The following is a 24,832-nucleotide window of genomic DNA, read 5'->3' as shown; positions in this document are numbered from 1 at the left end:
CCTACTTTACTTTTTCATAAAATAAATTCATCGCCTTCTGGTTATGCGCATAAGGATCAAATTTTGTATACTCTTGATTTACAACGTTTCGCAATCCTATTAGAATATCTTCACTAGTTGTCCCATTAGTTATATACCCTAATTTACCATTTTCCAACAATTCAACAGACTGTGGAATATTTGAGCTTAAAATGTACTTCACTTCCAAAGTCATTGCTTCCATCATAGACATTGGTTGCCCCTCATATAGAGATGGTAGGACAAATACATCAGAATTTTTAATATAAGGCATAGGATTAGAAATTCTACCCATCATAAAAATATTACTTTCAGACTTAGTGTCTTTGATAATTTTTTGCAAGTCTTGCCTTAACGGACCATCTCCTAAGATAAATAATCTATTTTCCGGATTTTTCTTACTAAATTCGGCAAACGCTTTTACAAGATTCAATTGATTTTTTTCAGGAGATAATCGCGCTGCAGTAATATAGGTGGTGAAGTTTGGATTAATAAATTCAATCTTTTTTCCGTCAATTGTTTTAACACCATCCCAATCAATTTGTTCGTTAGAACGTTCAATTATAGATTCAATTGCTAACGGATTGTCAACAGTCGTCATACGTGACACATCTACAAAACCTTGTAATTTGTCTCTATTAACAACTTCAGAGGCTTTTGATACGTTAACAAATTTATCAAAATATTTATAAGCGGTAAAAAGAACAGATAAATTATGGTAATGCGGGAATTCCCCATTAATTGATCGTCTTGCATCAGAATACAGATCATTATGCATATAAATTAGTCTATTATCAGCATTTGCACCAAGTATATACCGTGCAAAATAGTACGAATACCCACTAAAATCAATTGCAGTATTAATGTTAACATTGGGCAGAATACGTTTCACCTCCCTACCATAAAGTTTTGTTGCCAAAATACTCTCAGATTTTGGAATACCAAAAGTTTGATATTCATAATCTACTATATTGGTTTCTACATCAAATATATTTCTGCCAAAAATAAAAATTGGTACAATTTTCTCATCAAGAGAAAGATAATTATTAAATTGATCTTCTTCATTGATATTTGCGGAATTCATTATGATGAACACATTATATTCATCGTGGTTTATCTTGGAAGTTAGATTTAAGGCAACACTCGTAATACCATTAGTTGCCATTCCACCTGGGTAGATTAAAATATTTTTTTTGTTATTTTTAACTATAAAGACATTTTCATAAACTATTTTATCAAATACTGTCTCAACCAACTTTTGAGTCGCTTTTCCATCATCAAACTTTAGATAATAATCAATAGATTTTTGGCGCTTATCAACATAATATTCCTCTTCATTATGTTTAAGAGATTCACGAAGTTCTGATAGATTATTGATTACCTCGCCTGGCCAATTATCTACACTGTCGTAAACACCTCTTTCCTCAACATACTGTTCAAAGTTAGGGACGAAGAATATAATTCGTTTGTTTTTTCCAAGAAAATCAACAAATATTGATGAAAAATCTGTGATTAATATATCTGCAAATTTTAATACATAATTAGTATCCAAATAATCTGGAATAAGTGCCCCTTTCAACCATTCATTGTCCTTAACTAAATCATAAACAAAAGGGTGGACCTTAATAAGAACATTGTAATCTTGTGCAAAGTAGGACCGTAACCGTACCAAATCGTCAACTACATGTAATACACCATCACCCGGATTAGACTGATTTTGTCCATTGTGAGTTGGTGCATATAAAATAGTAGGTAGTTTTTTATTAATTTTTATACCAAATTCCAATAGTTCTTCAGAATCATACACTTTATCATTAATCAAAGAATCCATGCGTGGATAACCAAATTTTGTTATACGGCCAGAGTAAATACCGTTCATACGATATGATTTTGTATACATATCATACATTCGATCATTTTGTGCGACAACATAATCTGTCATCAGAAGATTACGTAAAACATTCTGTGATGCGTTAGCTGGGTATGGCATCTCCATTCCCATAAGTTTCAATGGTGTACCATGCCAAGTATTAACATAGATTTGTTCATCTCGCTTTAAAAAATAACTTGGAAATGTTGAATTATTAATTAAATATTTTGCAGTCAATAGATATTTAGCATATTGCTCTGTATCTCGTTCAACTAATATTAATTTATCTCCATACTTTTTTTTGTTATATTTTGCTGCTTGACCATCTAAATCATCCAATACTACAATATGTCTTAAATCTTTATACTGTTCGTGGCTTAACAAATATTTAAAAATGTATAGTGGAGAGTCCACGAAAGATTTACCATCACGAGTTTCATACAAAACAATATTGTTATCTATTGGTAGATTGTCATAGTTTTCCGCATAATACAAATTTTTGATTTGCACAGAAAGATTATGTGCACCATTGAGATAATTTTGTACTGATATATTGTTTTCTTGTTCTGGCCTATAAGGCTTAAATTTTCGAAGTGGTTTCGCTATTGAATCAAAATTAAGAGCCTTCAAATAACTTGTGTGCACAGTACCTTTATCATCAATCCAAGTTAATAAATAATCAGCAAAATAGTTAAACAACTGTTTTGTTTGGCTTTCTACAAGTGTATTTATATTAAAAATATTAAGATCATTATTTTCATTATCAAATTCAAAGTCTAAAATATCAAGAAAATTGGTCCCCTTACGAGGTAAAATACTAACTTCAGTTACACTAACAACTTTATCGGGTAAATTGATTGCAAGATAGTTATCGTTTGATTTTATCTCATTAACAACTAAATCATCAGTTCTATATTTATATAGTTGTCTATTTTCTTGATCTATCTCATCTTTACGTAAAGCTAGAGTACCACCCAAAGTAGAATAAACACTCAATCGAAAATCATTTATCTCTATTTCTTGATAGCGCTTTTTTACAGGTATAGTTAAAGCATCTAAATTTTTAAAAGTATATTTTTTATTATCTATTACAACATAAATATCAAAAATTTCATTTTGAGCATGTTCATTAATCGCATCAATATCAACCAGATAATTTTGTCCTACCTGTTCAGCTGATAAGAGAGTTACCTTTTTTGATGTTCTTGATTGGGCAACAATTTGAGGAATAACTTGGAACACAAAACTTTCAGGAGAAATTAAAATTTGATGTTCATTAATAAATTTGGCGTTGGACAAAATCATGTTTTTCTTAGTATAAAAAAACTGTCTATCGTTGAATGTCAAAAATAATAATTCTTTTTCTAAAGAAACGTCAATTGTATAATCTTTCGTAGCTAACTGCTTATATTTCTGGTGACTGACTTTAACAAGAGAATTAAATATTTCTTGATTTCGATTAACAAACTTCAGTGAAATTAAATACTTAATTTTATCATTAACCACAATATTACTAAGATCAAATGTTATTTCTTTGCTGGACTTATTTATTGGATTTATTGTAAATACATGCTGGTCATCACGCATTTCCAAGAAATAGGAACCCTCAGATAGATCGCTCACCATATGAACAGACAAGTTATTAGAAAACAAATCAAAATTAAAAGATTCAACACCAACTGAATCGGTGTAATTATACCATTTAAATTTTGATTGTTTAGATTTTAAAAATGCTAAGCGACCATTAACTGAAAAATAAAGAAATTTTTGAGTCGATTCTAAATTAGGGGTTAAGACTGAGTAGCCTTTTTTTAATTCGAAGTAACGCTGTTCTACATCATGCTTCAGGATTTCAGAATAGCGAATTCTAATGTTTTTATCAGCAATTCTTAAAAATATAAAATAGCGATCGATATCGCTATCAAGTAATACAGAAAAATCAATCTTAGTTATACCATCAACTCTAGTAAATGGTACTGAATACATTTTTTCATTTTTTTGAGAGGCAACTAATACTTCATTAAATTTTGGAATTTCAGATAAAGTTGCAATGTTATTATCAATACTAAAATTATCTATCATAATATCATGCGATTCATAATTGAAATTAGCATAACTACGTTCGATAACTCTTAAGTAAGACGATCCACTAAGATAAGCAAAGTTCAAATATCCGTTTATGGTTAGATAGACAAAAGCGCCTGAGGTTCCATCAACATTGAAATAGCGGTCTGCTTCTAATATTTTTTCAAAATCAAAACTTCTCAAACGTACAAGTTCTGTTCCAACTTTTGCAAATATTTGAAATCGTCCAAACTCAAAATCATCAAGTGTTAAATCAGTAAAATCTAACTTGTATGATTTATCATTTATTCTTGATAAATTTAGTATTTTATCATTCAAATACAATTCTTTTATGTCAACATCTGAACTAAATACTATTGCATTGTTATTATATGAAATTTGTGATATTAAGTAATTCATATTTTCACTTCTTTCTATTACAGTGTTTTATAACTACATTTAATAATTATTTTTTCCACCCTTTGATCGCATGATAAATGCGTTCACTATTATTGTTATCCATATATGAGAAATATTTATTTCTCATACTTTTATATTGATCTTTTTCTAAAAAGTCTCTCTTAATGTATTCTTCTATAATTTCGATTGTTTCTTTAAAATCAAAAGTTTCATCACCAAAAAGTTCCGTCTCATAATCCATGTAACTTTTCTCTGTTAATAGATACTCAGATCTATCAAATTGATAGAACAGAACCGGTTTTTCTAAATAATACATATCCCATAAAACACTTGAATAATCAGAAATCATCATTGATGACTTTTGAATTTCCTTACCCATATCCACATCTAAATAATCGTGTTGATCTATAATAGTTTTATCTACTTTAAATAGATGAACATAATTTTTGAAATAGGGATGTAAAAAGAAAGCAATTCTTGTATTATTTTTAGTTAATAATTCTTTTAATTTAGGTGAAGATAAAAACTGTTGATACTGTTGGTAAAATGGTGTTTCAACAAACTTTTCGGGAGTCATGCCGTCCATCCATTTTCGCCAAGTTGGCATAACAAATATTTGTTTATATGGTATTGTATCTGTCAAATCCGTGTATTTATCCCAACGTGCTAATCCAGTAGTAGTAACTTGATGTTCATCATAACCCCATTGATCTAAAACCATACGTCTTTCATACTCATCAGGCACAACAATGAAATCTAATAATCCTCTTTTTTTATGAAAAGCAGGAACTTGTTTGAGTCCGTTAACTCCATGTTGCAAATATACTTCTTTAACGCGGGACATGCGTTGACCTAGCCAAGAATCTCTTTGATGTAAATTATAACCATGATACTTCGTATCAGAACTAATAAATAATTCAGAACTAAACATATATATAAAATATTTTAAACTCATAAATTTAAGAACTCTGTTATTCATGTTTGCTAAATTTTTAAATTCCGGTGAATCTTTACGTATCACGTAATAGAATTGATCATGATGTTCATGGTTATACATATATTCGAAGAAAGCAAATGCATTGTCATGTGCCCCCATTGCGTTTTTTTCATAACTAATCCAAATATGTTTATTTTTGAGTTGTTTTCTAAATATTTTTTCGATAACACGTGCCATGTTTTCTTTTAAATAATTAAAACGTGTTTCAAAATCCTGAGTTGCGTGATATACAAATGCAAGATTATTATTAACTGTCACATACGGTGCTAATAATTGACCTGCGCGCCGTATCTGTAAATGCAATGCATTCTTTCTAACAATGTTTCTTACCTTTGCTGCAGCCTTTTCAATTTTAACCAAAGATTGACGTCCGTTCTCATCAACTACTTCGATATAAATATCCCAATAAAACGGTACTAATTTTTTATTATCCAATTTTAAGGTTGCTTGTGCAGCCCACTCTTTTTTAGTATTTTTAATGATACGTGTTGGTAAATCAATTTTGTCGTATGATTGAGTATTACGATTTACAAGTAGTATATTACCAAACTTAATTTCAGATAATAAATCACCCTGTACACTTACTAAAAACTTAAATTTGCCATTTATTTTAAGATTAAGATTTATCAACTCTGCTTTTAAGTTAAAGCGTTCGGCAATTAATTTTGACTCGCTGTTCTTAACTAATGATAGTTGTTTTTTTTCTGTGATATAAAATTGAAATTTTTGATTGTAAGTTGTCTTAACTACACCTTCATTCTCAATCAATGCACCATAATTTAAATGTTTTTGCTTATGTATATCGTCATCAACAACTAAGCGATTCACAACTTTTTTATCATCAAGGTATGATATTATATATAAGTCCCATCGGCGACCAGCTAAAATTGCTGTATTTTCGTCGAAAAAAAGTGACATGTTAAATGACATAGCATTACTTGTGAAATCAAATTTACCATTAAATCGCTTAAATATATTTTTTCCTCTTCGCCTTAGAATCAACTCCACTTGATTCATTAGATGAGAAAATTTTAAACTCAATGTACCATACTCAGTTTGTATAATAGAGACAGACACATTACCAGCCATATCAAATGCTTTTACTGCAGGTAATTTTTGATAGTGTAAATCTCCAAGAAGTCGCAATTTTTTATTTGATATAAGTATTTTTTCTGTTATAAAAATAAAATTTTGTTTTGGAAAAGAAATTTCACCACATAACAATTGTCCACCAGTTAAAATCTGTAACTGCCATCTTCCAGAATCATAAGAAGGTAATTCATCTAATTTTGAAAAATTAAATGTAACCTTACTATCGTCAATTTGCCCGCCTATGACAATATCGTTAACTGAAATAAGCGCATGTTCAATAGATAATGGTAAAGAAAGCTCCACCGTTAATTTATTTTGTTCAACAACATATTTGTCAACAACAAAATTAATTTGAGTTTCTATATCTATATTTTTTCTAGACTGAGTTATTCTTTTAAAATAGTTGTTTCCATCGACCGTATGAATCAAATAACCAAAGTCACCAAATGGATTGTTTTTATAAAGAGACCATCGTTCCAAATCATTAAAAATAATGGTTCTATTAACTAATTTCAAAACCGGTAGTTGAAAAACTATTTCTTGATTACTATCCAAAATATCTTGAGATAATAGCTGTAGATCCAAACGATCAGTTTTATTCAGATAGATTAAACCATTGTTAGTAGTAGCTAGACTTACTACTGAATTTGGTAAAATTTGAGTATGATTACTTAAAAAATTAATTATTTGATTGACTTCAGTAAATCGAATAATTTGTTTCAAACCAAATGGTACTTTATTCAAAGAAAAAAACAAAACATTATTTTCAACTAAATTGGGTTTAATTTTAATGACTTCATCATCATGTTTAATTAAAATATTTGGTATTTTGGACATGTCATAATCATTACTTAAGGTGACCACAAGTTCACCATTGATAATTGTAATATTAACTATTTGTGCTTTTTCCATTAGTCTCCTCATTATAGTTATGCACGATTAAATAGAACCATATATATTAAATTATAAATATTCCATAAAATCTTTTTTAAATTTCAAATGTAAGAACGATCCTAACATTAAAAATAGCACAACAGTACTCCAAAAAATAATGGTTCCAGTTTGAAAGTGACTTTCAAACATGTAATCTGATTTTAACCAAGCATCCCGAATACCATCCACAACATAGTAAAACGGACTCAATCTCAAAACATCCCCAACAACATTATCCACACTGTCAATTCTAAAGATGACCCCAGCCAACCACATACCCATTGACATTACTAATCTTAAGATGCTTATATAATCTGGGATCAGTATCACAATGGTTGAATTAAGTAATGCAAAACTATAACTTAAACAAACTGCTGCAAAAAAGTAATAGAATACCCATGGCCAATGAGAGTTAATTGTGGATCCACCAACATAAATAAATATCGTTGAAATTGTTCCAAGAGCAATAAACGTCCAAATTGCAGAAGCAATGGATATTGATGGTAAAATCGAGAGTGGAAATTTCATTTTTGAAACCATCCCAATTTGTTTCTTAATAGATTGTGAGCCGTTCATTATGGCTTCATTCATAAAACGCCACATAGCCATACCAAGCATCATCCAAGACGCATATGTCCAAGGGTCACCACCCTGATTCATATTTCGCAAGCCCAATCCAAAAATAACAAAATAAACACTGACTTGAAGAATAGGATTAATAATTTTCCAAGCTTGTCCTAAGAAGAAGTTTTGATACGTACTTTGATCCCCATACTTAACCATTCTAATAATTAGTGGAAAATATAGAATCTGATTCCACACAATCTTCATCGCATTCATCATGGTGTTACCCCATTTCCATCGTTTCCACTACTTGTTCCATCAGAAGACACACTATTACTACTATCAGAAGGTGCTGTAGTGGTACTGGTACCATTGTTTTCCGACACTGTCGAGTCACTTGGCGCAGCAGGGGTCTGCGGTACGACCGGAGCAGGCGCTACAGGTTCAGTGTAAGGCACAACTGGTACTGCCGGCGCAGGTACGACACTGCTATCCGCCACAGTTGTATCAGTTTCTTGATCATCAGGTATGCCATTACCATTAACATCAAGAGGAGGCGTGGGTTCTTGCTGAACTGCTTCGCTATTTTCTACTACTGACGAACTACTTTGTACGCTTTGTTCTGAGGACTTCTTCTGCGTGTCAGACGTAGATGGTTTTTTTTGTATTGCCTTTTGTTTGTCGTCTCGTTTATTTTTTAGTTTAATTGCTTTTTCATCTCTTTTGTTTTGAGAATCAGCTAAAGCATGCGTGCTAGTCGAAGCTATTAAACCAACTAGTACTAGAATTACAAGCCAGTTCAAGATACCAAACTTAGTATTTTGAATCTGTTTTTGTGTTTGTTTCGTAGCTTTTTTAATTAGCTTATCTTTTTGAGATTCTAATTCTTTACGTTGTTCGCGTGCAACACGTGAACTATCATTAGCTTCTGGAATTGTAAGATTTAACTGTTGAACGGCAATATCTGTCGCTGAAAATTTTTTCTGAGCAGCTTTCATATCGACAATATATTGTTCTCGTTCTTTTTTAGGCTTTTTGTTAAAGTCCTTTTGCCATTGCTCATAATGAGGCATGACTTCAGCAGTTTCACCAATCTCACGCATTTCACCAAAATGCATCCAAATGACCCGATCAGCTATTTGCTTCACTTGACCTGCAGAGTGACTCACAAAGAAAATTGTTTTCCCCTGCGCTTTAAATTCTCTAATTTTTTCAAAACTTTTATTGGCAAAAGTTGAATCACCAACAGAAAGTGCTTCGTCAATAATCATAATATCAGGATCAGTATGTGCCATGATTGAAAAACCAAGCTTAGCTTTCATACCTGACGAATAACTTTTAACTGGTTGATCAATAAAATCACCTAACTCTGAAAACGCTATAATCGTTGGTGCTACGGCTTTAATCTGTTTCTTTGTTAATCCAGACATCAACAATTTTAATTGGATGTTATCTCTACCAGTCAAAGCTGGTTTCAAGCCAGCGCCTATACTAATAATCGAAGTATTCCCATTAATCGTTAATTCTCCGGTGGTTTGTGGATAAATTTCACTCACAATATTTAATAGCGTTGATTTGCCTGATCCGTTCAAACCGACGACACCGATTGCTTCACCAGCGAATACATCAAAAGAAACGCCTTTCAACGCCCAAAAAGCCCGGTCTTTCTTTTCAGAAAAACTGAGCATGTTCAATATTTTTTCTGAACGTGTCTTCATTAATTCAAAACGCTTGGTAATATTTTTAACGCTAATTTTTATTTTTTCTTCACTCATAGCTCATTTCTCAAATGTTGATTTTTTATATTTATCTTCAAAAACTAGCTTTAACTGACGAACTGTTTTATCAAATTGCTCATCGTCCATTTGACGATCAGAGATTGTCATTAACTTAACATGTTTATTAAATCGTTCTCCTAAATACTGTAACCTACCCACGCTTTTATGCATGGGTACAAAATTTCCTTGAACTAACCTCAGATATCTCACCAACCAATGACTAATATCTGTTATTTCGCGAAAACGATGATGACCAGTTTTGTTTTGCTGTGTTACATACAAATTCATAACTGTTCGATACTGAGACTTTTGATAGGCATAAGGAATATGACTGTCAAAAAATCGCGTAAAGGTCGGAAATGGCAATAAATATAAATTGACCAAGTTAATGATGCCATACCGCCAATTAAAAACTTTGAAAAAGTGTTTTTTAACAACTGAATGCTTATTGTACGCTGCATTCACAAGACTCAAATTATTAATAAATATGTGGGCAAACTCATCAACCGGGTTAATCACATTAAACCCCAATATATCTTTAGGGATGCCTTTACTATTGAAAAAAATATTTTCCTTTATTGGTTTGACAATAAACATATCATCATCAAACAGTACAAAATGTTCTGATAAGCCTTTAATGTTATGAATATACATCTGAATGGCATTTGAATTAAATGTTGGCAATACATCATGTGGCATAAAATCTTCATGATTTACAATGTGTATTTTGGGATGGTTGGCATTCAACCATGATGGTACTTGATGATCGGTCACCAAATAAATTTTATTAACCCAAGGCGCATTTTCTTCAACCATACGGAACCAATATTTCAATGTGCCATAATCCCGATAACGCTCTTTGTTATTCAGTTCTTGACTAGCAATTTGATATTGATTTTTTTTTAATTGCCATTTAGGGTCTTGATCATCCACCCAAAGTATTACAAAATCAATTGGCATTTTCTATCCCTATTTTTTTATACACAGCTCGCATTTGTCGATCGATGTTTTTTCGATCAAAAATCATCAGGTTGTCAATACTTTGTTGATTGAGCTTATGACGCGGTTCATCAATTGTTTGTATTAATAGTTTGGCTAATGCCTCACTATCATGTGGATCGAATGTTTTGCCTACGTCATCATTGACAATATAGTCCTTAATGCCACGAATATCAGAACCTAGTAGATAAGCACCATCACGTATGGCTTCCAATCCAGCGCGTGATAGTCCCTCACGCAAAGATGGTAAAATCGCAACATCTGCTGCCAAATTTAATCTTCTAATCGCCGTTGTATAATTGATAAAATGCACTTGTGATTCTATGTCAAGTTCTCCTGCAAGTGACTTCAAGTACGATAATAAATGACCCTTACCAGCAATGACATAATGTACATCAGTTCTTTCTATCTTCTTGAGTGCTTCAATAACGATACGATGATTTTTTCGAGCAGATAACTCACCAACCGAAACAATGATACGCACGTCATCAGGTAGATTAAATTTATCTCTTAATGCTTTGTTAGCTTCAATATGTTCAGCCAATGTTGTCGTTTTGACTAGATTAAAGTTAATGCCAACACCAGCCTGATAATCAATAGATTTAGCATGTAGATGTCGTATCGCAAACAAATAGTCTTCTTGATTAATAACAATCAGCTGTCGGGTGATATAAGACAAAGACCATTCTATCGGGAAAATTAACCAATTAACTTTAGCGCTTGTTTTTGAAAAATGAAAACCATGTGCAGTGTATATAACTGGCACACGATTTTTGAAAGCCATAACTCTGCCTAGCACAGATGCTATGGGTGTATGTACATGAACAAACGAGAATTGTTCTTGTTTCATCAATTTATTTATTTTCAATAGTGCATTCAAATTATCTAATAAATTACCAAGACCACGCCTAATACTGACATCATGAACAACCACACCTTTTTTATATAACCAATCAATAAATTTCTGATTACTTTTTCCAGAAAGTGTCCCATAATGTGTGAAGTTTGCCGCAACGTGAACTTCATAATTCATATTTTGCAAAATTTCAATATTACGATGATTAAATTGCGCTAAAAACGATGCTGTGGAAGTTAGTATTAATACCTTTTTTTGAAAAATTTTCTCACACCATCTCTTTCAATAATAATTGGTAATGTGCGTAAAATAATAGCCACATCACCCAAAAAAGTTAAGCGTTCTGCATATTTCGCATCAAAATCAGCTTTCTGCATATTTCCTAAATGTTTACGCCCGTTAACTTGAGCCAACCCAGTCAGTCCAGGTTTTACACTCAGTGCACCCGATGCTTCTCGTAAGTCTGTCAGCTCAGCTTCTTGTGGCACAACAGGGCGTGGACCAATTAAACTCATATCACCCTTAACAACATTAATCAGCTGCGGTAATTCATCAATTGATGTACTTCTTAAAAATCTTGCAAACTTTGAAACACGGTTTCTAATCTTAACGCGCTGTTTACCAACCAAAATTGGTGTGTTTTTAGGCAGTGTTCTGAATTTGTAAATTTGAAACGTTTTTCCGTACTGTCCAACGCGTTCTTGTTGATAAAAAGCACTATCTTTTGTTGTGAGACGTAACACGACAAAAACTATTAAGAATATGGGTGACAATAAAATAAGAAGCAATAATGCCGAAAAAAGATCTATTGGTCGCTTAATATAATTTCTGTAAACTGAATGTCCCGACGCCGTAATATTCATACACACTCCCATCCAAGCCAAGTATTCAAAATTTTTGATAAAAAGTATTATTATCTGATTTTAACGAAAATTCCATCTCTAACTATAAAAATTGCGCCATAACTACTCATACTGTATGAATATCATATTATTTTCACATTAATATGTATTCTTTTAGTATACATATTAAATGAAAACTAACCTATTACGTTGTCTTTACAAAAATGTTACACTTGCTTATTTATATCTCTTTTTTTACTCATATTTTTTGCTTAACGTTAATCATTTAGGGGTTTTAAAACATACTAAAAAGTGATAAAAATCACTAATAGTCTATTTTTATAACACTTTCATGCACTAAATATTGCTTTTTGTATCACAAAAGTATCCATTTTTCCTGAATATATACTGTTTCTATTTGGATCACCAATCAAAAAAACAATCGTATTTTGTTGCTTAAAATATTTCGTCAACATATTCACATGTTTCACTGATAATTTTTCTGCCTCATCAATAACAATATAGTCAAAATACTGCATACGGTCACTTTTAACTTTTTTTAAAAACTGACGTTCAGGTAAAATATCCCAACCAGCATGTTTTTTTAGCTCATTATGTGCCTTATTCAATTGCCCAATATGTACTGTTAATACTGTTGCATCAGGCTTCAGACTTTTAACTGTGTCATATACCATTAATGTTTTGTCGACCCCTGTTGTTACTTTAACTACGTAAACGCCTGGAGTCTGAATGGTTAGCATTTTATCCTGCACTTGTTTTTGCGCGTAAGTAAGTTGATAATTACCAGCTAAAAATTCTGCCGTATCTTTGAATGGCGACAAGCCATAGACTCTTGGATAAAGTAATTGGTCAATATCACCAAGTGATATACTCTTAAAATTCATGATTGATTGGTAAAAATGAGATTGTCTGAAACGATTATGATCACTCAAACTCATTTTTTCTAAAGTGTTCATCTCAGTTAAAGTATAAATCACATCCATGTCGGAATTGTAAGTAAACAATTGCACATGGCTCACAACCTGATCAAGATAATGCTTATTACTGACAAGTTGTTTCCTAACTTTTTCTTCGTCATAGTAAAGATCACTTTTAAGTTCAATGTTAATGACATGGTGTTGTTTATCAATTATTAATAGATCAAATTCTTTACTCAACTGTGGTATAGCATAACCAATATAGACATGCTGAAAAGCTGACACATCTTCAGTAAAGTGTGTCATTAGTCTAGCAATACCTACAAGTTCTCTATCTCGAATAGTATGATTTCCCAATGTTCGTAAGTATTCATGTGCCGTCCCATATTGTATCTGTGAGACAGTTGTTTTCAAGTTAGCTGGTTTTAGTTTGTCTTTTGTCATTGTTATCGTGACCTATCATTAATTATTTCACATAAATACCGAGTAATAAAAAGTCACTCAGACGCTAATTGTCTCAGTGACAGCTTGAATTTAAAACTCATGTAACGTTGTTAACTTTCTTCATCTACAAGTCGTAACAAATATTGCCCATAATCGTTCTTTTTAAGTGGCTGTGCCAATGCTTCTAATTGTGCAAGATCAATATATCCCATACGATAAGCAATTTCTTCAATTGAAGCGACTTTCAAATTTTGTTGTTTTTGAATCGTAGCGATAAACGACGAAGCCTCAAGTAGCGAATCATGTGTTCCCGTATCAAGCCATGCATAACCACGTCCCATAACCTGAACATCTAGGTCGCCACGATCTAAATATGCTTGATTAACATCAGAAATTTCAATTTCACCACGTGCTGAAGGCTTAACGCTAGTAGCAATATCGACCACATCATTATCATAAAAATAAAGTCCAGTCACTGCATAATTTGATTCTGGTTTTTCCGGTTTTTCAACGATTGATACGGCTTTCCCCTGTTTGTCAAAAGCGACAACGCCAAAACGTTCTGGATCTTTGACTTGATAACCAAAAACTGTGGCACCAGATGATTTTTGAGCCGCTTCTTGCAGTTTTTCAGATAACCCAGCCCCGTAAAATATATTGTCACCTAGAACTAGTGCTACTGTGTCCTGACCAATAAAATCAGCACCAACAATAAAGGCATCTGCTAACCCACGCGGTTGGTCTTGAATAGCATATGTGATGTTGAGCCCGATATCATGGCCATCACCAAACAGCTCCTCAAACTGACTAACATACTCTGGTGTGGAAATCAGTAAAATTTCTTTAATACCTGCCAACATCAAAACAGATAGTGGATAATAAATCATTGGTTTATCATAAATTGGAACAAGTTGCTTACTTGTCGATCGCGTAATCGGATACAATCGCGATCCGGAACCACCAGCTAAAATAATACCTTTCATTTTTTTCTCCTTAAATGTACAACATCACAACAGATTATTATCCGCTGTTAACAGACATCAATTGGCGCACTATCTTCTAAAAAATCAATTGGCACGGGATAAAATTGACCTTTAATATTCATATCCCTCACATGCTTACCATTGAGAAAGTACGTGTGTTCTACTAATAAACGACTAGGTAAAAAGAGCTCTGTTTTGAGATTTAGTAATTCATCATAGTTCATCCCCTCCTTAATTCCCAGAACAAGCCACTGACTCGCTTGTGGTACATCCCAAAGACTTGGATAAGCCATACGCTTGTTAATGATTTCTCTCAGACCGGCAATTAATATGCCTCTTTGTTGCTCATTTTTTTGAATCTTAATAATTTCAAGAACATCAGTATACGCACTATTGAATAAGCGACCAATATACATCGCTTTAAGCCGTGACTTTAATTCTGTGGTCCATTTGGGTGATGATTCGACAATAGTAAAAACTTCTGATAAAATATTTAAAAATTTCCATGGTTCATCATAGGTATAAGTTGAACTTTTGCCAAGATTACCAAAATCATCTCGTTGATTCCAAAAATAATAGTTTTTATCTGCTAAAATCGAAATATTTCTAGCTACCGAATAAGCCTTGATGTTGAACACTTGATCTTCTTCGACTGGAATATAGCCACTGTCATAGAAACGAACATGATGCGCATTTAACATCGATCTACGGTACATCTTATGTGGCGCTAGTGTACTTAAAATGTGATTTTTTACCATATCAGCATTTTTAATATTATGTCTAATTTTAAATGGCACCTGTGTACCATTAAATTTTTTACCTGCTGCATATTTACCAATGATGACATCCGAATCATCACCAGCAAATGTCACAAAGGCCTGTAACGTATCGTCAGCTAGATTATCATCTTGATCCATCAACATCACGAAAGTTCCTCGTGCGTTATCAATGCCATGATTTCTAGGAATACTAGGATAGCCATGATTTTTTTCTTCAATAATTACTTTTAAATGTGATATTTTATCACGATACGCTTGAATAATATCCAACGGTTGCGTACTTTTGTCATCAACAATGATGATTTCAAAATCTTCTTGCGGCATTGTTTGCCGAACTAGAGAGTCTAACGCTTTACGAATGTACTCTCCAGCATTGTAATGTGCTATAACAACTGATACTTTAAATTCATCTTGATTCATTTTTAGTATCCTCACTTCTCATCAACTGTGTCGATAAAATAGCCAATAGACAGCCTGATTGCCAGTTTCATCTTGCTTGATAAGATTGTGAGCTTTAAGTATTAAGTTTTTCCCTTTTTTAAAGACACAACAATCTTTGACTGATGAATTGGCTTTTAAGGACTAGCTACAATTTTATTAGGAACGTGTTTACCATCATGAGATTAGAATTTTTATCACATCAACGAAACGTCAATATTTTAATCTATCTTTAATGTTTATACCTCAAGTATACCGATTAGTAGACAACTATGCCATTACGTTAATATTACAAAAAAGCAAAGCACATATTTTGTGCTTTGCTTTTTCTTTGTATCATTGAGATAAGTCACGGTTGCGAGCTAAAGCTCGGACTCGTGCTTTACCACCATTCCATTGAGATAAGTCACGGTTGCGAGCTAAAGCTCGGACTCGTGCTTTACATCATCTAGTAGGTCGCGTTCTTTTTTTGTTAGGGGGCGGTTTGCTAGTAGATCTGGTCGTCGTTGCCATGTGCGTCTTAATGACTCTTTGAGACGCCAATCAGCAATTTTTGCATGATTACCACTCATTAGCACATCTGGTACTTTCCGCCCACGAAATTCAGCAGGTCGTGTATATTGTGGAAATTCTAGTAGGTTATCTTGAAATGAATCTTCCGCAGCACTGACATTATTCCCCAAGACATCAGGTAAAAATCGTGCTGTTGCGTCAATAATAACCATGGCACCAAGTTCTCCGCCAGTTAGAACATAATCACCTAACGATATTTCATCATCAACTAATTCACGAATACGTTCATCATAACCTTCATAGTGGCCGGCAATAAAGGTTAAGTGCTCCTTTTGTGCTAATTCTTCCGCAACATGATGGTCAAATTTACGACCAGCTGGGTCGAGTAGTACAACATGTCCCTTACTGCCAGCTTGCTTTTCAACAGCAGACATCGCATCAAAAATAGGTTGCGCCATCAATAACATCCCCGCACCACCACCAAATGGATAGTCATCAACGTTATTATGCTTATTGTCGGTATAGTCACGAAAATCTGTGACATGAAAATCTAACGCCCCTTTATCAATTGCTTTGCCTAAAATCGATTGTTTCAAGGGCGTAAACATATCAGGGAACAAACTTAAAACATCAATCCGCATTAATCTATCAACCCTTCCAGCGCGTCAATTGTTACCAACTTATTCTCAACATCTACTTGCTTAACAACATCATCAATCATAGGAATTAAGGCGTCCGACTTGCCATCACGCTGGATAATCCAGACATCATTGGCGCCAGTTTCCATGATTTCAGAGATTGTGCCAATCGCATTGCCAGCAAGATCGACAACACGGCAACCAATGATTTCATCATAATAATACTCATCATCGCCTAATACTGCACGTTCTTCGCCATATACATAGATATCATGTGTTTTATATTTTTCAATCTCATTAATATTTGTGACGCCTTCAAATAAGACTAACCACATGTTTTTGTGCATGCGTGATGCTTGCACTTTCACTGGAACAAACCCTTGATTTGTATCGATTTGTAACTCAGCACCCTTTTTAAAACGATCAGAAGCAAAATCAGTAATTGCCATGATTTTTACTTCTCCACGAATGCCGTGTGTATTCACAATAGTGCCAACTTTAAAATAATTTTCTGTATTTGTCATAATGTTATTATATCAGATTTTTACTGTCACTTTACTAATATCAGCTGTTGATCTAATGCTAATATGGCTTGTTTAATCACTGAACCATAACGAAACTTGCCAATCCCACCACTTTTTGGCAGAATACGATGGCATGGATTGATAATCGTTAATGGATTTCGGCCAACTGCCGAGGCCACTGCTCGAATAGCTGTTGGATGGTTGGCACGGATTGCTAATTCAGAATAAGTCAGTGTCTCAGATAATTTCATATTATTCATGGCTTGCCAGACATCGCGCTGGAATGGCGTTCCCTTGAGATACGCAGTTTTTAGTTGTGCCCAATCAACAAATTGACCAGCAGCATAACTTTGAAAATAACGCATTTCTGGTATTTCATCACGTGTCACGTGTTCGTCAGGATAGAAAGAATGAAAATCCGCACATGCATCATCCGCCAGACTGATGAAAACAAGGGCATCACGACTTTTAAAAAGCGTCAATTGTCGATCCAAAAACGGTGCTGTGTCATAGGTTATCATGATGTCTACCTTTCTAGTCTCTAAGTATGCTAATTATACGTCATTTTTTATATCATTTCTATATAAAAAAACAGTTACCGCAATAACCGTTTTCCATTTATTATTTCAAATCTTTAATTGTGATATCGTCAATCGTTGCGATTTTAGCTTGATCCAAAACATTCGCCTTAAATGATACTTCATCCCCTGATTTTAGGAAAACAACCGTCGGATTACTATCAGCATCTATTTTAAAGACAGTTGGTTGTCCGTCAATCATAAAATTAACAATTGTTGTCTTACCATCATTAACCAGTGCCACACGAGATACTTTACCAGTAAATGTCTTCTGCGTTTTTGGATCTGTTGAACGATTATTTGACCCAGATTCTGCTAAATCTTTTCGATAATCATCTAATGATTCTTGGGCGTTATCACCGTCAATGACAATATCATTATCAATGGCATTGATATAGACATATTTTTTGAAAATTCCCTTTGTATCTAATAATGAAACCACCCATGTTGGCGTGCCATCAATATTATACAAAATTGGCATATGCGCTTGCCACTTCTTTTCGGGGTATATCTTATCTGCGATACTAATAGCACCATCTGAATCCATCAGACCTGAGCGCGTATCACGATAATAAGTTAATTGACCAGTTCGGGCATCAACTAATGAATAACCCAATGCTGAGTCTTGATCGTTGTTACCAGAGGTGAAGTCCGTAAAGTATACCAAATGACCCTTTGAATCGATTAATGGTGTGATTTGTCCACCAGAATAAATGCCGTTATCCGTTGGCACCTTGACATCGCGCTTTGCACCTAATGATGTTTGGTTCCACCAACCCTTTTGGTATCGACCGTAAAATTCATTCATTTGATTGGCTGCAGAACTAGTAATGGGCGCATCAATGAACTTTGGCGCTTTATTGGCATCATAAATTTTAACAACACCGGTTTGTGCATTAAGCACGGCAGTTTTAAACTCATTAAATTTCATACGTCCAGATACACCATATTCTCGATACAAAGTCTGAATATAATAAGGCACACCCTTATCGTCAATTTCTAAATTCATACGACCAGTACTAGCATAGGTTGGGGCTTTAGCATAGATTTTTCTGGCAGCATCATCATTGAGATACGCTGACGTCGTATATTTCAAGCGTTCTTTGACAAATCTAGGTTGCGCATTAACATCTGTTGCACTAATGATGAAATAACCTGGAACGTATTTATTTTTTAGCCACTTGAAGAATCCGTTAAATTCAACCGTTGCAACATACACGTACTCACCATTAACTGTTTGTGCTGTAATACCATCTAATTCATACATGTTTGAATTTGGAATGACACTAAATTTTTGCTGCATTTTACGTTTTGCAGTATCTGGTGCCAGTGCGATTGGCATATCTTTAGCTGAAGTCAATAACTCTGCCGAACGCTTTGTTTGCGTTGGAATAGACTCATAAACATTATCAATACTTGTAATTTTTGTGACAAATGCGGTTGCGCCAACAATAAACCACAACGCAATTGGCACCAAAGCAACAACGATATAACGTCGCAAAAAATGCACTTGTTTATCAGGCACATTAACATTACGCGCATGCTTATGATTGCTTTCTTGTCCCAATTCACGTATTTTATCTACAGCAGACAAGCCGACATTGCCAATAAAATTAATAATAACTGCCCCAATAGCTAGAAACAGATTAATGTTTAACAACGCTGTCATGTTCTTTGGTGGCATTTGAATATATAACACCAGATAAATCACAATGAGTTCGATCAACGTTGTTAGTAAAAAGAACTTAGTTCGTCGACTAATTGCCAAAGCAATCACGTTCATCAATAGTAACCCAATACTAAACACCAGGGTCACATTAATAAAATTTAATAACATAAAAACCTCCAAATAATTTGTCGTCACTAGAGTCAAGTGACTTTAATCCGACATAACTCACTATACCATTATAAAGTAACATCTATCACAAAGATAGTCTACTTACCAACGTTGATTTTCATGCATTAAAAAAAGTCTAATGTGATAATCAACAATTAGACTTTAAACAACACTATGCTTTTTTTAATGTCCCATAAATAATACCAGAAACCACAGCACCTGCTGCTATAAAAATAATATAAAGTATCGGTGAACTCGTCAGAGCTATAACGAAAACACCACCATGCGGTGCAAGTAATTTAATACCAGTCAAACCAACCAGACCACCAGACAAGATCGAACCAAACATGAAACTTGGAATTGCACGAGCTGGATCAGCTGCGGCAAACGGAATTGCACCTTCTGTGATGAAAGAAAGCCCCATCACGATATTTGTCAAGCCAGCTTGTCGATCCTGTTGACTAAACTTATGTTTAAATAATAGTGTCGCAACAAATATTGCCAAAGGCGGTACCATACCACCTGCCATAACGGCGGCCATGATTGTCGAACCACCTGTAGACACTGTCGCAGCTAACGTACCTGTGCCAAAGACATAAGCCGCCTTGTTAATTGGGCCACCCATATCAATTGCCATCATGCCACCTAGAATTGCCCCTAGAAGTACTGCGTTTGTCCCATCTAAGCCAGATAGGAAGCCATTAAGACCAGTATTGATGGCAGACATTGGAATATTAATAAATAACATCGCAAACCCAGTCAATAGGACACCAAATACTGGGTAGAATAGGATCGTTTTAATACCGTCCAATGACTTAGGCAACTTTTGAAGTGCCTTCTTGAGTAGCAGCATCACGCCACCAGCCAAGAAACCACCGACCAAAGCTCCCAAGAAACCTGAAGGAATTGGCGCATGCGCTGGATCTAACCCAACGTTGTAAAAGTTATAGCCATTAGCAGCTAACGCACCAGCCACGAATCCCGCAACTAAGCCTGGCTTTTCAGCGATGGAGTAAGCAATATATCCTGCTAATACAGGTAACATGAAGTTAAAGGCAGCGCCACCAATTTGTTTAAACAATGCAGCTATTGGATGGTAGGAACCTAACTGAGCTAAAGCATTTTGTGGGACACCTAAGCTTTGATCAATCAAGAATGCCATCGCAATGGCAATACCACCACCAATTACAAATGGGAGCATACTTGACACACCACCCATTAAGTGACGGTAGAATGCTTTACCAATTGACTGTGCACCATTGCCACCAGCAACATGATTTTCATGAGGTTCTTGGCTGTGATAAATAGGTGCAGCTGGATCTAGTGCGGACTTTATTAATTCGTCTGGCTTACGAATGCCATCGGCGACTGGCCGATTAATGAGTGGCTTACCATCAAAGCGCGCCATTTCAACTTTTTTATCAGCCGCAATAATCACACCTTGTGAGCGAGCAATTTCTTCATCAGTCAGCCGATTACCCACGCCTCCAGCACCATTTGTTTCAACTTTAATTTGAATGCCTAATTTTTCAGCCTGTTTTTTTAAAGATTCCTCAGCCATATAAGTATGGGCAATACCTGTGGTACATGCTGTCACGGCAACCAAGTACGGTGCGTCAGCAGCGACCTGATGTGTTGGTGCCACTGTCTCTTCTTGTTCTGTAAATAATGCCAAGACGTCAGTCGGTGTTTCAGCTTGTTTCAATTTATCAGTAAAACCATCTTGTAAAAGATACCGCGATAGACTGGCTAAGGCTTCTAAATGCGTATTATTTGCGTCAGCAGGTACGGCAATCATAAATAGCAAATGCACAGGTTCGCCATCCATTGCCTGGTAATCAACACCTTTTTCAGATCTGCCAAACACAATTGTTGGTAATTTAACAGCTTCATTTTTAGCGTGGGGCATTGCAATACCATCACCTAAGCCAGTTGTTGTCTGCGCTTCACGCGCTAAAATACCAGATAAAAATTCTTGTTTATTCGTAATGCGACCCGCTTTTGAAAGTTGGTCAATCATTTCATTGAAAACTGCTTCTTTTGTAGTCGCTTGTAAGTCTAAAACCATGACTTCGGGTATTAATAATTCACTAATTTTCATAATATGCCTCACCTATCTAATGGGATAATATTAACTTGTTGGTAAATATCTAAAATCTTTTGTTTTGTTGCAATATCATCACTAAATGTTGTTGCGGTACCACTTGCTACAGCCATTTTAAAGCTTTCCAAGTCATCTTTAGTTGATAACCAGGTACCAATAAATCCAGCAATCATAGAGTCGCCAGCACCAGCTGAATTTTTGACCTGACCAGATACTGGTTTAGCAAAGTACTGCGCATCAGCAGTAAAGAACAATGCACCATCTCCTGCAAGTGACACAATAGCATACTGCGCGCCATCACTAATTAATTGCCTACCCCATTTGATAAAATCATCTTGCGTTTCTAAGCTCACATGATAAAGCTGTGCCAATTCACCACGATTAGGTTTGACTAGTAAAGGATGACTAGCCAATGCCGACTGCAACTGCTCACCTGTTGTATCAATGACAAAGCGTGCGCCTTGTGCCAAAATTTTTACAAGTAACTGTTGATAAATTGCAGGATTCAAACTACGAGGCACGCTCCCTGATAAAATAACAACATCTTGTTGCGTTAACAGTTCGAAGTTGTCTAAAAAATTGGTAACTTCTTGATCGGTAATTGCCGGACCGGTAGCATTGATCTCAGTTTCAATTGCTGCTTTGATTTTAAGGTTAATGCGTGTTTGTCCAGCAATTGGGGTAAATGCTTGTTTCATATGCGTGTGGGCTAATCTTTGTTGAAGATACTGACCGGTAAAGCCACCTAAAAATCCTAAAGCTGTATTATCAATATCTAAATTTCCTAACAAACGACTCACATTTATTCCCTTACCACCCGGAAAAATTGTTTCAGATTGTGCTCGATTGGTTACACCAAGCGTTAAACTGTCTAATCGTGTCATGTAATCCAGTGATGGATTTAATGTAACTGTATAAATCATAAGGTGCCCTCCGCCTCTAAAACTGTCATTTCATGTTTTAATCGCGCACGTTGTTCTGTTGTTAGTTGTGCCGTCACCAGCACAACTTGTTCTAAATCAACAGCTTTTGCAAAAGATGCCGTGCCAATTTTACTGGCATCTGCTAAAACATAACTGAGTTGTGAACGAGCCACAACAGCGCGTTTAATCGCTGCTTCTTCCAAGTCTGGTGTCGTCAATCCAAAATCTACTGACAACCCATCTGCCCCAACAAAACTGACATCAAATACCATACTATTAATTTGAGCCACTGCAGCTGCACCAATAACAGCATCAGTCGTTTGTTTGACCTGACCGCCAATAATCATCACCGGAATCATGAGGTCAGACAACCTAGCGGCATGATGAACCGAATTGGTTACCACCGTCACCGCAGGCTTCTTATCTGCCAGATAAGAAATCATTTCTCCTGTAGTCGATCCAGCATCTAGAAAAATGATTTCTCCGCCTGCTAACTGTTGTACGGCTCTTTGCGCAATTTTACGCTTATCAGCTTGATAAATCGGTACACGTTGGTTAACTGTTAGGTCAGTTCGGTCTGGCTCGATAAACTCAACGCCACCATGTACACGACGCACATGTCCTGTTGCTGTTAAATTTTCAATGTCTCGTCTAATCGTTGATATTGAAGTTTGCGTTACCGCCTTTAATTCTTGTAATGAAATAAATTTGTTTTTTTGGATCACACTGAGTAATCGTTTCTGTCGTTCCTCTACTATCATGATTCTCTCCGTTAAATGTAAGCGCTTTCTTTACAAAACAATAATAACCCTTTTTAAACATTTTTGCAAGTTATTAACACCAAATTAGTTCATAAAGTTTCAAAAAAATACCGTGCAACCCAATCAAGGCTACACGGTATAAAAAATTATGGATTATTTTTAAACTTTAGAGTATAACATTTCTTTATTGCATCGTTGTAAGTTAAGCTTCCCAAGCTGCTTTTTCAAAGCTGCCATCGCTACTAAAAAGTTGATATCCTGATTGTTGTGCAACTTGCTCTGCACTCTCACGTAGTTTTCCAGAAGTCTGGTACGCTTGACCAACTAGTTTTAAATAAGACACAAGTTCATTTGACCAAATCAGTTTTGGATCATAACCATATTGTAACCATAGACTATCTGTGCTTGCATCCTGCCAATCACTTGCGCCATGATAAGGACGGTCATCAATTAAAATTCCACCTGCGCCATGGGCAAGGCCTTTATCATGGGTTAACGTGACTCGTTTATAAAATGGGCTAGACGCATCATCTCCAAAATATTGTGCCAACCAAGATAATTTATCTTGCCAAGCACTGGCATTTTTCCAGGGTGCAGTCGATAGAATATGCAATTCATACACATCTGACAAAGATTGAACCGCAGCAACTGCACCGGCTACTGGTGGTAAATGGCGAAAAATACCAGGAATTTGATCTGGCTTTTCGACTGTTTGATTTGTCATATCAATACGATTTAAAACGGGTAAAGTATCGACCAAGACGTTATCCATATCTAAAAACAATTTAGGTTTTGTTAACATTATTTTCTCCGTTATTTCCAAAGTTAAAGAAAGCGCTTCCCAATTTGGATAACTTTATTATAGCGGATATGTGAATATTTCGCAAAAAAAGCCAAACACCATGACATGACGTTTGACTCCTTTTATAACAAATTAAC

At 34.8% G+C, this 24,832-nt stretch carries 18 protein-coding genes; all 18 read right to left on the bottom strand.

The genetic code is table 11. From position 1 onward, the window contains the following. Position 1: 1 nt before the first annotated feature. A complete protein-coding gene (locus K5Q13_RS00795) occupies positions 2-4,372 on the bottom strand; it encodes a glycosyltransferase (protein ID WP_220738862.1) in 4,371 nt (1,456 codons plus the stop codon). Between the two features lie 46 nt (positions 4,373-4,418). Beyond that, positions 4,419-7,373, bottom strand: a complete 2,955-nt coding sequence (locus tag K5Q13_RS00790) for a CDP-glycerol glycerophosphotransferase family protein (RefSeq protein ID WP_220738860.1) — start codon at positions 7,371-7,373, stop codon at positions 4,419-4,421. A gap of 51 nt (positions 7,374-7,424) precedes the next feature. Beyond that, a complete protein-coding gene (locus tag K5Q13_RS00785) occupies positions 7,425-8,237 on the bottom strand; it encodes an ABC transporter permease (protein ID WP_220738858.1) in 813 nt (270 codons plus the stop codon). After that, the gene (locus K5Q13_RS00780; RefSeq protein ID WP_220738856.1) at positions 8,234-9,733 is read right to left on the bottom strand and encodes an ABC transporter ATP-binding protein; all 1,500 of its coding nucleotides are present in this window, start codon (positions 9,731-9,733) and stop codon (positions 8,234-8,236) included. Before K5Q13_RS00780 ends, K5Q13_RS00785 begins: the two co-directional genes overlap by 4 nt. 3 nt (positions 9,734-9,736) lie before the next feature. Then, the gene (locus K5Q13_RS00775; protein WP_220738854.1) at positions 9,737-10,696 is read right to left on the bottom strand and encodes a stealth family protein; all 960 of its coding nucleotides are present in this window, start codon (positions 10,694-10,696) and stop codon (positions 9,737-9,739) included. Beyond that, positions 10,686-11,786: a glycosyltransferase gene (locus tag K5Q13_RS00770; protein WP_246574123.1), complete on the bottom strand. Its 1,101-nt coding sequence runs from the start codon at positions 11,784-11,786 to the stop codon at positions 10,686-10,688. Before K5Q13_RS00770 ends, K5Q13_RS00775 begins: the two co-directional genes overlap by 11 nt. Before the next feature lie 47 nt (positions 11,787-11,833). Next, entirely contained in the window at positions 11,834-12,454 is a 621-nt protein-coding gene (locus K5Q13_RS00765) for a sugar transferase (RefSeq protein WP_013975104.1), read from the bottom strand. A gap of 329 nt (positions 12,455-12,783) precedes the next feature. Further along, a complete protein-coding gene (locus K5Q13_RS00760) occupies positions 12,784-13,815 on the bottom strand; it encodes an AAA family ATPase (protein WP_220738852.1) in 1,032 nt (343 codons plus the stop codon). Positions 13,816-13,925: 110 nt separating this feature from the next. Further along, the gene (gene rfbA, locus K5Q13_RS00755) at positions 13,926-14,798 is read right to left on the bottom strand and encodes a glucose-1-phosphate thymidylyltransferase RfbA (protein WP_220738850.1); all 873 of its coding nucleotides are present in this window, start codon (positions 14,796-14,798) and stop codon (positions 13,926-13,928) included. A 47-nt stretch (positions 14,799-14,845) separates the two neighbouring features. After that, a complete protein-coding gene (locus K5Q13_RS00750; protein WP_220738848.1) occupies positions 14,846-15,997 on the bottom strand; it encodes a glycosyltransferase family 2 protein in 1,152 nt (383 codons plus the stop codon). Positions 15,998-16,434: 437 nt separating this feature from the next. After that, positions 16,435-17,169 carry a tRNA (guanosine(37)-N1)-methyltransferase TrmD gene (gene trmD, locus K5Q13_RS00745; protein WP_013975108.1) on the bottom strand — a complete coding sequence of 245 codons (735 nt, stop codon included), beginning with the start codon at positions 17,167-17,169 and terminating at the stop codon, positions 16,435-16,437. Further along, positions 17,169-17,690: a ribosome maturation factor RimM gene (rimM, locus tag K5Q13_RS00740; RefSeq protein ID WP_220738846.1), complete on the bottom strand. Its 522-nt coding sequence runs from the start codon at positions 17,688-17,690 to the stop codon at positions 17,169-17,171. The genes trmD and rimM overlap by 1 nt, the downstream gene beginning before the upstream one ends. Positions 17,691-17,716: 26 nt before the next feature. Next, positions 17,717-18,211 carry a methylated-DNA--[protein]-cysteine S-methyltransferase gene (locus tag K5Q13_RS00735; RefSeq protein WP_220738844.1) on the bottom strand — a complete coding sequence of 165 codons (495 nt, stop codon included), beginning with the start codon at positions 18,209-18,211 and terminating at the stop codon, positions 17,717-17,719. A 100-nt stretch (positions 18,212-18,311) separates the two neighbouring features. Beyond that, positions 18,312-20,105 carry a DNA-binding protein gene (locus tag K5Q13_RS00730; protein ID WP_220738842.1) on the bottom strand — a complete coding sequence of 598 codons (1,794 nt, stop codon included), beginning with the start codon at positions 20,103-20,105 and terminating at the stop codon, positions 18,312-18,314. Between the two features lie 172 nt (positions 20,106-20,277). Then, complete coding sequence (locus tag K5Q13_RS00725) at positions 20,278-22,206, bottom strand: PTS fructose transporter subunit IIABC (RefSeq protein WP_220738840.1); 1,929 nt, start codon at positions 22,204-22,206, stop codon at positions 20,278-20,280. 8 nt (positions 22,207-22,214) lie between these two features. Continuing rightward, positions 22,215-23,132 (bottom strand): 1-phosphofructokinase, encoded by a 918-nt coding sequence (gene pfkB / locus K5Q13_RS00720; RefSeq protein ID WP_220738838.1) that lies wholly within the window; start codon positions 23,130-23,132, stop codon positions 22,215-22,217. Then, positions 23,129-23,893: a DeoR/GlpR family DNA-binding transcription regulator gene (locus K5Q13_RS00715; protein WP_220738836.1), complete on the bottom strand. Its 765-nt coding sequence runs from the start codon at positions 23,891-23,893 to the stop codon at positions 23,129-23,131. The genes pfkB and K5Q13_RS00715 overlap by 4 nt, the downstream gene beginning before the upstream one ends. A 202-nt stretch (positions 23,894-24,095) precedes the next feature. Further along, positions 24,096-24,695, bottom strand: coding sequence for a 5' nucleotidase, NT5C type (locus K5Q13_RS00710; RefSeq protein WP_220738834.1), 600 nt, complete (start codon positions 24,693-24,695; stop codon positions 24,096-24,098). Positions 24,696-24,832 lie beyond the last annotated feature (137 nt).

Origin of the sequence: Leuconostoc miyukkimchii (assembly GCF_019656055.1) — a bacterium.
Lineage (GTDB): Bacteria > Bacillota > Bacilli > Lactobacillales > Lactobacillaceae > Leuconostoc > Leuconostoc miyukkimchii.
Note: the sequence above shows the minus strand (reverse complement) of the source record. Positions and strands in the feature narration are given on the sequence as shown.

Excerpts from the sequence above, each read along its gene's own strand:
- K5Q13_RS00795 (WP_220738862.1), bottom strand. The coding sequence starts at position 4,372 with ATGAATTACTTAATATCACAAATTTCATATAATAACAATGCAATAGTA.
- K5Q13_RS00790 (WP_220738860.1), bottom strand. The coding sequence starts at position 7,373 with ATGGAAAAAGCACAAATAGTTAATATTACAATTATCAATGGTGAACTT.
- K5Q13_RS00785 (WP_220738858.1), bottom strand. The coding sequence starts at position 8,237 with ATGATGAATGCGATGAAGATTGTGTGGAATCAGATTCTATATTTTCCA.
- K5Q13_RS00780 (WP_220738856.1), bottom strand. The coding sequence starts at position 9,733 with ATGAGTGAAGAAAAAATAAAAATTAGCGTTAAAAATATTACCAAGCGT.
- K5Q13_RS00775 (WP_220738854.1), bottom strand. The coding sequence starts at position 10,696 with ATGCCAATTGATTTTGTAATACTTTGGGTGGATGATCAAGACCCTAAA.
- K5Q13_RS00765 (WP_013975104.1), bottom strand. The coding sequence starts at position 12,454 with ATGAATATTACGGCGTCGGGACATTCAGTTTACAGAAATTATATTAAG.
- K5Q13_RS00760 (WP_220738852.1), bottom strand. The coding sequence starts at position 13,815 with ATGACAAAAGACAAACTAAAACCAGCTAACTTGAAAACAACTGTCTCA.
- rfbA (WP_220738850.1), bottom strand. The coding sequence starts at position 14,798 with ATGAAAGGTATTATTTTAGCTGGTGGTTCCGGATCGCGATTGTATCCG.
- K5Q13_RS00750 (WP_220738848.1), bottom strand. The coding sequence starts at position 15,997 with ATGAATCAAGATGAATTTAAAGTATCAGTTGTTATAGCACATTACAAT.
- trmD (WP_013975108.1), bottom strand. The coding sequence starts at position 17,169 with ATGCGGATTGATGTTTTAAGTTTGTTCCCTGATATGTTTACGCCCTTG.
- rimM (WP_220738846.1), bottom strand. The coding sequence starts at position 17,690 with ATGACAAATACAGAAAATTATTTTAAAGTTGGCACTATTGTGAATACA.
- K5Q13_RS00735 (WP_220738844.1), bottom strand. The coding sequence starts at position 18,211 with ATGATAACCTATGACACAGCACCGTTTTTGGATCGACAATTGACGCTT.
- K5Q13_RS00730 (WP_220738842.1), bottom strand. The coding sequence starts at position 20,105 with ATGTTATTAAATTTTATTAATGTGACCCTGGTGTTTAGTATTGGGTTA.
- K5Q13_RS00725 (WP_220738840.1), bottom strand. The coding sequence starts at position 22,206 with ATGAAAATTAGTGAATTATTAATACCCGAAGTCATGGTTTTAGACTTA.
- pfkB (WP_220738838.1), bottom strand. The coding sequence starts at position 23,132 with ATGATTTATACAGTTACATTAAATCCATCACTGGATTACATGACACGA.
- K5Q13_RS00715 (WP_220738836.1), bottom strand. The coding sequence starts at position 23,893 with ATGATAGTAGAGGAACGACAGAAACGATTACTCAGTGTGATCCAAAAA.
- K5Q13_RS00710 (WP_220738834.1), bottom strand. The coding sequence starts at position 24,695 with ATGTTAACAAAACCTAAATTGTTTTTAGATATGGATAACGTCTTGGTC.